The organism is Salinimicrobium aquimaris (genome assembly GCF_035607535.1).
Classification (GTDB): domain Bacteria; phylum Bacteroidota; class Bacteroidia; order Flavobacteriales; family Flavobacteriaceae; genus Salinimicrobium.
In genome coordinates, this window is the sequence record NZ_JAYDZX010000001.1 from 289,447 (window position 1) to 302,494 (window position 13,048).

General features: G+C 41.8%; 12 protein-coding genes. 8 read left to right on the forward strand and 4 right to left on the reverse strand.

Going from position 1 to position 13,048, the window contains the following annotated elements; genetic code table 11:
- The first annotated feature begins 6 nt into the window (after window positions 1–6).
- The 5 genes from VR862_RS01350 to VR862_RS01370 all read left to right on the forward strand — a co-directional run bounded on the left by VR862_RS01350 (window position 7) and on the right by VR862_RS01370 (window position 5,444).
- The gene (locus VR862_RS01350) at window positions 7–942 is read left to right on the forward strand and encodes a DUF1835 domain-containing protein (RefSeq protein WP_324719141.1); all 936 of its coding nucleotides are present in this window, start codon (window positions 7–9) and stop codon (window positions 940–942) included.
- Between the two features lies 1 nt (window position 943).
- Complete coding sequence (locus VR862_RS01355) at window positions 944–1,819, forward strand: nucleoside phosphorylase (RefSeq protein ID WP_324719142.1); 876 nt, start codon at window positions 944–946, stop codon at window positions 1,817–1,819.
- Window positions 1,820–1,886: 67 nt separating this feature from the next.
- Entirely contained in the window at window positions 1,887–3,938 is a 2,052-nt protein-coding gene (ppk1, locus tag VR862_RS01360) for a polyphosphate kinase 1 (protein ID WP_324719143.1), read from the forward strand.
- Window positions 3,935–4,783: a substrate-binding domain-containing protein gene (locus tag VR862_RS01365; RefSeq protein ID WP_324719144.1), complete on the forward strand. Its 849-nt coding sequence runs from the start codon at window positions 3,935–3,937 to the stop codon at window positions 4,781–4,783. Before ppk1 ends, VR862_RS01365 begins: the two co-directional genes overlap by 4 nt.
- A 7-nt stretch (window positions 4,784–4,790) precedes the next feature.
- The gene (locus VR862_RS01370) at window positions 4,791–5,444 is read left to right on the forward strand and encodes a hypothetical protein (RefSeq protein WP_324719145.1); all 654 of its coding nucleotides are present in this window, start codon (window positions 4,791–4,793) and stop codon (window positions 5,442–5,444) included.
- Here the strand turns inward: VR862_RS01370 and ung are convergent, their stop codons facing one another.
- Complete coding sequence (gene ung, locus VR862_RS01375; protein WP_324719146.1) at window positions 5,445–6,110, reverse strand: uracil-DNA glycosylase; 666 nt, start codon at window positions 6,108–6,110, stop codon at window positions 5,445–5,447. It abuts the gene before it with no gap.
- 44 nt (window positions 6,111–6,154) lie between these two features.
- Between ung and VR862_RS01380 the strand changes: the two genes are divergently transcribed.
- Both VR862_RS01380 and VR862_RS01385 read left to right on the forward strand, forming a co-directional pair.
- Window positions 6,155–8,326: an endonuclease MutS2 gene (locus VR862_RS01380; protein ID WP_324719147.1), complete on the forward strand. Its 2,172-nt coding sequence runs from the start codon at window positions 6,155–6,157 to the stop codon at window positions 8,324–8,326.
- A gap of 14 nt (window positions 8,327–8,340) precedes the next feature.
- On the forward strand, window positions 8,341–8,754 hold the full coding sequence (locus VR862_RS01385; protein WP_324719148.1) for a thiol-disulfide oxidoreductase DCC family protein: 414 nt from the start codon (window positions 8,341–8,343) through the stop codon (window positions 8,752–8,754).
- Window positions 8,755–8,795: 41 nt separating this feature from the next.
- On the opposite strand, the gene VR862_RS01390 is transcribed toward VR862_RS01385, so the two are convergent.
- Both VR862_RS01390 and tnpA (VR862_RS01395) read right to left on the reverse strand, forming a co-directional pair.
- Complete coding sequence (locus tag VR862_RS01390; protein WP_324719149.1) at window positions 8,796–9,950, reverse strand: peptidase MATCAP family protein; 1,155 nt, start codon at window positions 9,948–9,950, stop codon at window positions 8,796–8,798.
- 270 nt (window positions 9,951–10,220) lie between these two features.
- On the reverse strand, window positions 10,221–10,673 hold the full coding sequence (tnpA, locus tag VR862_RS01395; RefSeq protein WP_324719150.1) for an IS200/IS605 family transposase: 453 nt from the start codon (window positions 10,671–10,673) through the stop codon (window positions 10,221–10,223).
- 88 nt (window positions 10,674–10,761) lie between these two features.
- On the opposite strand from tnpA (VR862_RS01395), the gene tnpA (VR862_RS01400) reads away from it, so the two are divergent.
- Entirely contained in the window at window positions 10,762–11,157 is a 396-nt protein-coding gene (gene tnpA, locus VR862_RS01400; RefSeq protein WP_324719151.1) for an IS200/IS605 family transposase, read from the forward strand.
- Between the two features lie 561 nt (window positions 11,158–11,718).
- Here tnpA (VR862_RS01400) and VR862_RS01405 read toward each other — a convergent pair.
- Complete coding sequence (locus VR862_RS01405) at window positions 11,719–13,041, reverse strand: dicarboxylate/amino acid:cation symporter (protein ID WP_324719152.1); 1,323 nt, start codon at window positions 13,039–13,041, stop codon at window positions 11,719–11,721.
- Window positions 13,042–13,048: the final 7 nt, after the last annotated feature.

Below are 13,048 nucleotides of genomic sequence, written 5' to 3' on the forward strand. Positions count from 1 at the left end.
ATCTTTATGGAAGGAAAGAAGATCTTGCATATCACAAATGGGGATGATCTGTCATCACAGATCCCCGAACTTGATATTCCGGGTGATGTGATCACCTGGAGGGAGATGTTGTGTGAAGGCCCCGCCTCAATGGATGTAGGAGATGAGAATTTTGTTCTTCTTAGAAAGATCTTTCTGCTGGAAAAATACAAGGTTTCTGAAGAAGATTATCAGAAGGAATTTCTTCAGGAGCTGGTTAAGCTCGCAGCTATAAACAAATATGATGAAATTGTTCTGTGGTTCGAGTTTGACCTCTTTTCCCATATGAATATGCTTGCCCTGATCAGTTTTCTTCTTCAGAATAAAAAAACAGGACCTTTTTCCCTGGTCTGCAGTCGTAAACTTAAGGGAGAGGAAGAAATGACGCCACTTTCACAACTTTCCCCAAAGAACCAAATAGAGCATTACAAGCAGCGTATCCCTCTCACAGATGAGGATATTCAAACTGCGCAGCTCATTTGGGAACTTTATTGTAGCAACAAACCTAAGCGTCTTGCTTCAGAAATAAAAAAGACCACCAATTTCGAATATCTCTCTAGTTGTATAAGAGCCCATATTGAGCGCTTTCCAAGTGTAAAAACAGGCTTAAATACTCTTGAAGTCAATGTGCTTAGGCTAATTGACGAACATGAGATCAAATCCATGAACCATTTATTGGGATATGCTTTGCAGTACCAGGGATATTATGGCTACGTAGATATTCAAATGCAACGGGTACTGGAAAAGCTCAGCCCATTTTATGAAGCTTCAGAAGATGGAATAAAACTGAATGATGACGGACTCAAGGCTTTGAGCGGCACCAAAAACTATTACCAGAATTTAAAGGATGACGAATTTTATGGTGGGGTCAGAAAATATGACTTCTTATATGACCCCGAAAACCATGACCTACTAAAATTATAAAATGAATCACTTAGCAGCTTCAGAACTTATTCTGAACCCTGACGGCAGTATTTACCACCTCAATTTACGACCAGAACATATCGCCGATACCATTTTACTTGTCGGCGACCAAAACCGTGTAGAAAAGATCACCCAATATTTTGACGAGGTGGAGGTGATCATCAAAAAACGCGAATTTCATACCCAAACAGGAACCTACAAAGGCAAAAGAATTTCGGTGATTTCTACGGGAATAGGTACCGACAATATTGATATTGTGCTCAATGAACTTGATGCACTTGTCAATATCGATTTCCAAACCCGCCGGATTAAAGAAGAAAAGACCAGCCTAAACATTATCAGGATAGGAACTTCTGGTTCGATTCAGAAAGAAATTCCTGTAGACTCGATTGTTGTAAGTGAACTGGCTGTGGGATTCGATAGTCTGTTGCATTTTTATCAAAGCGACGATGTTCAGCTGCAGGATTTCAATGAAGCCCTGGAAAATCACTTACAGACCTACGTGAGGAACAGTAAACCTTACGTGGTTCCTGCCGATCCTTCTTTAGTGCAGAAATTCCTGACACCCGATGTTTATCCCGGATTTACAGGGTCTAACGTGGGATTTTATGCGCCACAGGGTCGTGTTCTCCGCTTACCTCTGCGCGATGATAATATGAAGGATAAGTTGGCAAATTTCAGTTTTAAGAGAAAGAAGATCACTAACCTGGAGATGGAAACTTCAGCTATTTTCGGCCTTTCTAAAATGCTGGGCCATAAAGCACTTTCCTTAAATGCCATTATTGCGAACAGAGCAACTGGAAACTTCACAAAAGATGGAGCTTTGGCCATCGACAATACTATTAGATTCACCCTTGAAAGACTTACTTCGGCCTAGATTTCATTTAACACAATATTAAAAGCACACGTAGCTCATATTCGTATTTTTGGGTAAACCCCTCTTTATGTTAAAGCCTGAAGAAAAAATTACAAGGCACCGCGATTTAAATTGGTTAAGTTTCAACGAAAGAGTTCTTCAGGAAGCACAAGAAAGCTCCACTCCTTTATATGAGAGGCTAAAATTTCTTGCCATATTCTCTATGAACCTTGATGAATACTTCAGGGTTAGGGTATCCCAACTACGGCAAATGAAGCGGGTCGAGAAGAGCATCCGAAAGAAACTCGCTCTAAAACCCAATAAGACGGTAAAAGAGATCCTGAAGGAAGTAAGGGAACAGCAGGACAGGTTTGGAAGGATATATAGAGAGCAAATAATTCCGGAACTGGAAACAGCAGGGATCCACCTTGTCCACAGGGAAGATTATAACGAAGATCAGGAAGAATTTGCACGACGCTACTTCAAGAAGATCAGGAAGTGCATAAATTCCAAGACAGTTGACTTTCCAGAGGGAAGCGATCTTTTTCTGGAAAACAATTCCCTTTACTATATGGTCTCTTTTAGGGACAAATCTCAGTTCGGAATCGTGAATATTCCCACAGATGAATGTGGCAGGTTCATCACATTTACTTCAGAAACAAAGGAGCAAAAAATTACATTTCTGGATGACATTGTAAAAGTGAATATTCCGAAGTTATTTCCTGAAAAGGATATTGAAGGCATCTACCAGATCAAGCTCTCCCGCGACGCCGAACTGTACATAGACGACGAGATCGATGGCCTACTGGCCGAGAAGATCTATGACTCCTTAAAACAACGTACAGATGGGCAGCCTACCCGACTCTTATACGATGCTGAAATGCCTGTTGAAGATCAAACCATTCTCAGGAAAACCCTGAAGCTTGGGAAAATAGATATGATGCCCGGAGGGAAGTATCACAATTTTAGTGACTACTTTTCTTTCCCGGATCCTACAGATAATCCTGAACTACACTACGAAGAACTGCCTCCAATAAAACATGCTGTCCTGGAATATTCAGATAATTATTTTGAGGACATTGCTAAAAAAGATCAGTCGGTTCATTTTCCATACATGTCTTTTGATTATGTGGAAAGGTTTCTGCAACAAGCTGCCAATGATGATCTTGTGAGAGAAATCAAGATCTCTATTTACAGGATCGCAGATGAATCTGTAGTGACTTCTGCCCTTCTAAAAGCTCTCAAAAATGGCAAAAAAGTTACTGTCTTCATAGAAGCCAAAGCGAGATTTGATGAAAAGAACAATATCGACTGGGGGCGTAAATTTGAAGAGGAAGGTGCAAAAGTGATCTATAGCTACCCTAAGATCAAGGTACATTCGAAGATTTTACTGGTAAGCCGGGAAGAAAATGGAGAAATGAAAGACTACGCCTACATAGGCACAGGCAACTTTAACAGTAAAACTTCTAAGATCTATTGTGATCACGCCATATTTACTGCTCATGAAAAGATAACCAGCGAACTTTCACGTGTTTTTCTGGTACTTGAGGGTGAATTGATAATTCCGCGGGCAAAGCGGCTCTTAATTTCTCCTTTTTCAACCCGCAAGGTTTTTACCGATATGATACACCGGGAAATTAAGAATGCCAAGCTTGGTAAAAAAGTGCAGATTCAGGCCAAAATGAACAGCCTGGAAGACAAGGAGATCATTGATCTGCTTTACGACGCCAGTGAGGCCGGGGTGAAGATAAGACTGTTGGTAAGAGGATTTACCTGCCTGGTCCCCGGAGTAGAAAACCTGAGCAGCAATATATATATGACCAGCATCGTGGATAGGTTCCTGGAGCATGGGCGGATGTATATCTTCGAAAATGACGGGAATGAAGAGCTTTACTTTGGAAGTGCAGACTGGATGACCCGGAATCTGGATCGCAGGATAGAAGTAATAGCCCCGGTATATGATGAAGATATTGCCAGGGAGTTCAAGGATATCCTCGATATTCAGTTCAGGGATAACGTAAAGGCAAGAATTCAGGATCCTACCGAAACAAATAACTTTGTAGAAGCTAAACCCGGAGAACAGAGAATAAGATCCCAATACGAGATCTACAATTACCTAAAGGAAAAGCACGAATCATGAAAACGATCAAAGTTGGTGGAGTACCGGAACATTTCAACCTGCCCTGGCATCTGTGCATAGACGATGGCACCTTCAGGAAAAATGGCTTGGATCTAAGCTGGAGAGATTTTCCCGATGGTACCGGTGCCATGTGCAAAGCCTTGCGCAATAAAGAAATCGACGCAGCTGTTATTTTAACTGAAGGTATAGTCAAGGATATTCTCCATGGGAACGAGGCTGTTATAGTGCAGGAATACATTGCCTCTCCCCTTATTTGGGGAATTCACGTGGATGCCGATTCAGATTTCAGAAGTTTTGAAGACCTCAAAGATCAGAAGGTGGCCATAAGCCGTTATGGCTCAGGGTCACATTTGATGGCCTACGTCAATGCCCGCAACCTGGGTTGGGATACCTCGAGGCTGGAATTTGAGGTTGTAGGCGATATTGATGGAGCTGTAACAGCTTTAAAAGAAGGAAAAGCCGGATATTTTATGTGGGAACATTTTACAACCAAACCACTGGTGGATAAGGGAGTTTTTAGAAGAATCGCCGATTGCCCCACACCCTGGTCCTGCTTTGTTATAGCTGTACGAAAAGAGGTCATGGACAAAGAAGCTGCCGGAATTCTGACTATGCTTAAGGTCCTTAACAAGCTTACTCATAAATTTAAAGCTATACCCAAGATCGAAGTGGCTTTAGCCAATAAATATGATCAAAAGGTGGAAGATATTGAGCAGTGGTTAAAGATCACGACCTGGAGTCAAAAACAGATCTCTGTCAAAGAAATTCAAAAGGTACAGGAACAGCTAAAAGAGCTCGATCTTATACCCCAAATTAAAGATAACGCTTACTTTTTACCCCAGTAAAACTACTATGAAAGAACTTAAAATATTGGCATTTTTGACACTCCTTCTTTTTTCTGCGCCTATGCTGGCACAGGAACGAGGGGTTGAAGAAAAAACAGACGAAGTTGAAGAAATCACAATAGATCCCGTATTTCAGGAAGAAAGGGTTTTTAGGCGGGATACCACTCTTAGTGAGGTACATCTCAACGTACTTAACTTACTGGTTTTCGGAGCACTCGATGTTGGTTATGAGCGCCTTATCAACGACCATGCTTCGGCCGGAGTAGAGATCTTCTCCAAGGTTTTCAATAAGAACGAAGGAGAAGATGTGGACCTTTCCAAAGTTTACGCTAAAGATTTTTCGATCACGGGAAAATTCAAATATTTCTTACAGGAAGAAAATACGGCAAGGGGTTACTATGCTGAAGCTTTTGGGATGTTCTCGAACGGAAACAATGAAAAGGAAGTTGAAATAATTGATTCAACCACAGGAGAACCAAAAACGATTGAAGCCGATCTTGAATATACCGACATTGCGGTAGGAATTGGTGTAGGAGGAAAATTCGTTGCTAAGCAGGGTTTCCTGATTGACGTTTCTTTCGGAATTGGAAGAAACTTGTTTGATAAGAACTCTCCCGACATTGTTCTGCTCCCTTCCGTAAATTTGGGATATCGTTTCTAGCTACCACTCAATCGGTTTTTTTCCAATCGATTTTAAATAATTATTGGCCTTGCTGAAGTGTTTATTTCCAAACCAATAGCCGCGGTTAGCAGCCAGGGGGGATGGATGTCCGCTTGTTAGCACGAGGTGCTTATTGGAATCTATTTTCCGTCCTTTTTTTTGAGCGGGACCACCCCATAGCATAAAGACCAGGTTTTCCCTTTCATTAGAAAGAGTGGAAACTACCGCATCTGTAAATTTCTCCCAACCTTTTCCCTGGTGAGAACCCGCCTCTTTTGCTCTTACCGTGAGAGTGGCATTGAGCATTAGTACTCCCTGCTCTGCCCAGTGTTTCAAATTGCCGTGATCTGGCACCGGTTTTCCCAGATCATCTTTGATCTCCCTGAAAATGTTAACCAGCGAAGGTGGAACTTTTACATTGGGTTGTACAGAGAAACATAAGCCATGCGCCTGCCCGTAACCATGATATGGATCCTGCCCCAGGATCACGACCTTGGTCTCTTCAAAAGGAGAAAATTCAAAGGCCTTAAAAATATTATCGGGATGGGGAAAGCATTCTTTACTTTTGTATTCTTCAGTTACAAATTCAAGAAGTTCCTTAAAATACGGCTTCTCAAGCTCATGATTTAACTTTTTTTTCCAACTGGGGCTTATGTCAAAGGTCATAATATTAAGTAAATTGCGGTTTCCCAAAAATAGGGAAATTTTATATGATCAAAATTACAGCTAAGACTCTTCAAGACCTGGAATTCCCTACAGTTTGCCAGCAGGTTAGCCGGTTCACCGTAACAGGTCCCGGTAAGGATAAAGCTTTAGAAATTAAACCCTACCCCAGCTACGACAAAACAGTATTTGCTCTTCGGCAAACCAATGAGTATGTCTCTTCCTACCAGCAGGAAAGCCGGATTCCCAATCATGGCTTTGACGCCATAGATCAGGAAATAAAGTTTCTGGGAATTGAAGGGACACATCTTGAAGCTACCGGTTTTAGGAAAATTGGTGCGCTTTCAGAAACTGCAAATATCCTTATCAGGTTCTTTGAAAAGTTTGAAGAGGTCTACCCGTGTCTTAACAAAACGGCTTCAGAAGTAGAATATACTCCTGTAATTCTTGACAGGATCAATAGTGTAATTGATCGTTTTGGGGAGGTGAAAGATGACGCCTCTCCCCTGCTTCAGGAAACAAGAAGAAAAATAGGACGTGTAAAAGGGCAAATTAATACCAGCTTTGGAAGTGCTCTAACCCATTACAACAACCTGGGTTACCTGGATGAGATACGGGAGACGGTGGTAGACAATATCAGGGTTCTGGCTGTCTCGGCCATGCATCGTCGCAAGGTCAAGGGCGGAATTTTAGGGAATTCTAAAACCGGAAGTATAGTCTATATTCAGCCGGAGGCGACTTATAATTTTACCAGGGAACTCAATAATCTGGAGTACGAGGAAAAAGAAGAGATCAAAAAGATCCTGAAAGAGCTCACCAACTTCATTCGTCCCTATCGCCCGCTATTAATAGATTATCAGGATTTCCTCAGCGATATTGATGTGATAGCGGCAAAGGCAAAATATGGGATGGAAATGAATGCCGTCATGCCGAGGATCTCAAAAGACAGGGAGATGGAACTTATCGATGCCTACCATCCTTTACTTTTGTTGACCAACAGGAAACAGAACAAGAAGACATTTCCGCAGACCATCGAGCTGAATAGGGAGCGGCGCATCATTGTCATATCGGGACCTAATGCCGGCGGAAAAAGTATTACCCTTAAAACAGTAGGGCTTTTACAGATCATGGTCCAGAGCGGCTTACTTATTCCGGTCCACGAGTACAGCCGGATGTGTCTTTTTACAAGAATACTTACAGATATTGGGGACAATCAAAGCATCGAGAACCACCTGAGTACCTATAGCTACCGATTAAAAAACATGAATTACTTTCTGAAAAAAGTGAATGACAAAACACTTTTTTTGATAGATGAGTTTGGTACGGGAAGTGACCCTGAATTAGGTGGTGCCCTGGCTGAAACTTTCCTGGAAGTTTTTTATGAAAAGGAAGCTTTCGGAATTCTCACCACACATTACGCAAACCTAAAAATGCTGGCTAATGAACTGCCGCATATCATCAACGCCAATATGCTGTTCGATTCCCGCACCCTTGAGCCTCTTTATAAGTTGCACATGGGAGAAGCCGGGAGTTCCTTCACCTTTGAGGTAGCTCAAAAGAATGGGATTCCATATAGCTTGATCAATCGTTCAAAAAAGAAAGTAGAGCGAGGAAAAATAAGGTTTGACAAGAGTATTGCCGATCTTCAAAAGGAACGTTCCAAGCTTCAGAAGACTACCACTGCCCTGAAGACCAAGGAGCAGAAAACAGAATCTGAAAAGAAAAAACTGGAAGAGACCAACGCCAGGATTCAGCAGAAACTGGAGAACTTTCAGGAGTTGTACGACAGTAATCAGCGGCTAATTTATCTGGGGAATAAGATCAATGATATAAGCGAGAAATATTTTCAGAACAAAAAGAAGAAAGAGCTTGTAGGGGAATTTCTCAAGATCGTGGAAATGGAAAATTCCAAGCGTAAAAAAGTCACGGCCAAAGAGAAAAAGGTAGAGAAGGCAAAAGAAAAGAAGGTGATGCAGGAAGCCGAAAAGAAGGTTGAGGAGATCAGGAAGAAGAAAAAAGAAAAACAGGAAAAAGAAAAAAAAGAAGAAGTTGCAAAGCCAAAGCCCGTATTAAAAGTGGGTGACCGCGTAAGGATGCAGGATGGCAAAGCCGTTGGAAGCATTGACAGCATTGAGAAAGGAAATGCCAAAGTGAATTATGGCATTTTTACCACCTCCGTCTCTGTAGATCAACTGGAACTGGTGCAGCGAAAAAAATAAAAAAAGAAAAAGCTATGGTTAATTTTCCCGAGAATAAAAAGATCATTCTCTTTGATGGCGTTTGTAATCTTTGCAACGATGCCATACAGAAGATCATTAAAAATGACAAAAAAGATCTGTTTCGTTTTGCACACCTTCAAAGTGATCTTGCCCGGCAAATCATCAACGAAAGAGGTATTGACACTGCGAACCTGGAGTCGGTGATCCTTATAGAACCGGGGGTTGCTTATTACCACAAGTCTTCTGCAGTGATAGAGATCGCAAAAGATCTTAAAAGTTATTCCTGGCTTAGAATTTTTAAACCCCTTCCTGAAGGTTTTCGGGACAGTATTTATGAGTTCATTGCCCGTAATCGATACAAGTGGTTTGGCAAAAAAGAAAGCTGCATGATCCCCACTCCCGAACTACAAGCACTTTTCCTGAAATAGGTCCCAAAGATGTCATTTTTGAGGCTGCTGATTTGAACCTCTTATTTTAGATTACTCAACAGGAACTCAAGTTTGTCATTTGTATTTCTGTTCTCGTTGAAGGCATGGGTGAAATAAGTATTCTCTTTTGCGAGCCCTTTTTGCTGAAGGCTTTTGATCAATTCTACATCTTCCAGGGCCACTTTTCCCGTAAGTAAGATTCCCATGTCTTTTCCTGAAGAAAAGTAGTCATAGATCTTTTTAAGCCCCGGCAGGTACTGGTGATCTTTGGTAAAACCTCCACCTCTGTGGGCTCGTAGAGTGATCAACCAGGAAGTTTCCCGGTCCAGTTTATACTGGCTAAATAACAGATCAAAAGTATCGCTGAAGCTGTAACCTTTAATAAGACTATCGGCAGCCAATACGCGGTAGGCAAGTTCCTTCACTCTTTTAAGGCTAAGGCTGTCACTCATGTATTCGCTAAAGATGCCCAGTCCAACCTGGGTAGAATAATTGTTGGCAAAACCGTTCGAGAAGATCCTGAGTGGTTGATCCAGTCCATTGAAGGTGGTAAGCATGTTTACCCCTATCTCATGGTTCGATAAGATCTTGAGATCATTGTCACTGAACTTGCGATTCTTCTTCACTACCAGCTCCCGGGAATTCAAAGCCATCGCAGCCCCTGTAATGCTATTACTTTGCCTCACCTTGAACCTGAACGGATATTGCTCCCCAAACGCCTGAAAATATGCCTGTGCCTGATCTGCGTTATATCTTGGCACCATTTCTTCGGCATCTTCCTCTTTGTGAAAATGCAGGATGAATTTCGCATTTTTGACATCCTTTTCTGTAGGAGTTCCAAAGACGCGAAGGGAGTTGTAGAAAAATTTCTTGTCTTTTCCCACTGTAGCCACACATTGCACCAATCCCGAATATTCGTAGATGGTATCGTGGTAGAGCTTGTAAATATCTTCATCGGGAATATCCTCCAACCGCTGACTGAAGAATTGCCTCTGTAAGGTGTAAGGATCAAATTTCAATTTCCTGTACTTGAAGACCGGATCTTCAGAAAATTTGGATGCAAAGAACCGCTTCTTCTCCTGCTCGATATTGAGAGGATTCAGATAATTCAGCACGTCAATCTCCCTCACCAGGCGGTCGAGGTTTTGATCGATCTGCAATAAAGTCTTGTAGTAGTCGCGGGTTTTATCGGTCATTGCTGAAGAGTTTAAACGGTCCAGAATTTATCGCGCGCAAATACAAGGATTTCTTCCAAGCTTTGCAAGCTTTAGAGGGTAAAAATGAAAAGAAATTGGTTTGAGCCTTACAGGCTTTACCACAAGAAATACTTTTTCAAAGTGTAGTACTACGTGAAGATAAAAAAAGCTGTGAGCATTGAACTATATCCCCGAGCAACGCTCCGGGATATTAGGTTAATTCCAGCCTGTAAGGCTGGAATAGATTAAAATACTATTCCAGGCGGTCTTTTACTGTTTCCAAAAGTATTCTTCACTAAAATTTTCCATCTCATACTTTACCATAAATTCTTTCACTTCTTCTTTAAAGGTTTTTACTTTATGATGTTCTTTTTGGTTATGAATATATTTCTTGACAGCGTCAATGCCGGACTGACTAACAGAAAAAGCAGCATAGCCAGGTTGCCATGAAAATGATCGGCACCCCTCCTGCTTCATCATTTTTGATGAACTCTTTTTTACTTCTTCAACAACATCTGCCAAAGCATAATTTTTGGAAAGCTGAAATAGAATATGAAGGTGATCGGGCATGGAATTTATTGCAAGAGCGGGAGATTGGAGATTTGAAAGGATGCCGCTAATATATTTTTGCAATGTTTCTTCAAATTTCGCAACAATAAATGGGTGACGATCTTTTGTAGAAAAAATTAGATGTACGTACAGTTTAGATAAGGATTGTCCCATAGTTCTGGATTGAGAGGGGGACAGAAGAAAGATAGGTAATTAAATATTTTTTGCCAAGTTTTTTGAGCCTTACAGGCTCCTATTATTGGTGGATTTTGCATCCCGGGGCGGTGCCCCGGGTTGTAAAATTGAAGCCTTACAGGCTTTACCACAAGAAAATTCTTTTTCGAAGTGTACTACAATGCGAAGCATAGGTTCTGATAAAGATCATGTTCATTTCCTTTTGCAAAGTGTTCCAACCTACAGCCCTACGAAAATTGCTCGAACAGTAAAAAGTATAACAGCAAGGGAAATCTTTGCTCAGGCACCTGGAGTCAAGCGAGCATTATGGGGAGGTGCATTTTGGGGCATTGGTTTTTACATCAATACCGCGGGAAGACATAGCAATGAAAAAGTAATCGCCGCATACGTCAAAAACCAAGGAAATGAGAAGGATTACGAAATCCTACACAAAAAAGATGATTTACAATTGAACATATTCTAGCAAATGCCTCGGGGCTTGCCCCGAGGATTATTTACTATTTCCAAAAATATTCTTCACAGTAAAAATTTCCATCTCACTCCATTGGCTCGTGGGATCTCATCTAAATTTATTATCCCGGAACGTCGTCTGAGTTGTAAGATCAAAGCCTTACAGGCTTTACCGAAAGAAAATACTTTTACAAGGTGTACTACGTGAAGCCAAAAAAGGCTGTAAGCCTTTAACAATAAAGCCTGGAGCAACGCTCCGGGATATTAGATTATTGCCATTACCAGCCTGTAAGGCTGGAACAGATTCTATTCCAGTCCATTTTTTTAGTAATCCAAAATTGTACTTCGCAAAAAATCTTCATCTCATTATTTTGGCTCCTGGATCTTATCTGGAATCTTCTATCGCGGAAGGTTGTAGGGATTGTAATTTTTAAGCCTTACAGGCTTTCCTAAAGAAATACTTCTTTTAAACTACAACGCAAAAAGAAAAGGCTGTACGCCTTGGACAAAAAAGCCCGGAGCAAAGTTCCGGGCTTAAGGGAGAATATCTTATCAGTCTTTAAGTCTGAAAAATCTAGTGTACATTCTCTGTTTCTTTTTTCGGAAGGTTCTCATCCCATTTTCTCTCATGTGGTTCCCCAAGCTTGTCCACAGACTTTGCTACCATCATAGAAACGGCTGCATCTCCTGTTACATTCACCATGGTACGGCACATATCCAGGGGACGGTCAACTGCAAATATCAGGGCGAGACCGGCTTCAGGAATACCCGCCTGTGCAAGTACGATCACGAGCATCACCATTCCGGCACCCGGTACTGCCGCTGAACCTATCGAGGCTAAGGTGGCGGTGGCAATTATTCCCAATTGTGCTCCAATGGAAAGATCCATACCAAAGGCCTGCGCAATAAATACTGCAGCCACTGCCTGATACAAACTTGTTCCATCCATATTTATAGTAGCACCAATTGGAAGTACAAAACTTGTGACCTCTTCATGTACGCCAAGATGTTCCTCGGTTCTTTCCATGGTAACAGGAAGTGTAGCCGCACTGGAACTGGTCGAAAAAGCCAGAAGCTGTGCAGGTGCTATACCGTTTTCAAAAAACGCCGGAGTCCTGCCTGTAACCATCCATACGATGATCATATAAACCCCGATCATCAGGGCAAGACCTATAAGCACGGTCAATGCATAATAAGCCAGAGCCGCAAAGAGATCGGCGCTGGGGGATTCAACGACCAGAGCTGCAAGTAAGGCGAAAACACCATAAGGTGCTGCCAGCATTATCAGGTCGATCAGTTTTAGAATGACTTCATTAAACCCGTCAAAAAAGGCTTTTACAGGTTTGGCTGTTTCTTCAGGAATGAGGATAAGACCTATTCCGAAGAAGATGGCGAAGAAGATCACCTGTAGCATGTTTCCGTTATCGCTGGCTGCAGCAAAAATATTTCCCGGCACCAAATCTTCAAGAGCCTGTAGTGGTCCTGCTTCCTTTTGTCGCTGGGCATCGGCAATACGAACATTAGCATCTCCTTCATAACTTGTAATGAGGTCATTACGGGTGCTTTCGCTAATCGCATCACCCGGCTGAATGAGGTTTACCATCACAAGCCCGATGGTTACTGCAATGACGGTGGTACCAATGTAAATTAATATAGTACGGGTTCCCATTTTAGACAACTTCGAAATGTCCTTAAGATCTGAGATCCCTTTAATAAGAGAAGCCAGAATAAGGGGCACTGCAATTAACTTGAGGGCATTGATGAAAATATTTCCGAATGGTTTTATCCAGTCGCTAATAAATTCGGCTCCCCAGGAAAAATTGGTCATGAGAAGGGCAAAAATTACCCCGGCAACCATTCCAAGTAATATCTGCCAGTGCAGTGCTAATTTTTTCATATTGAAG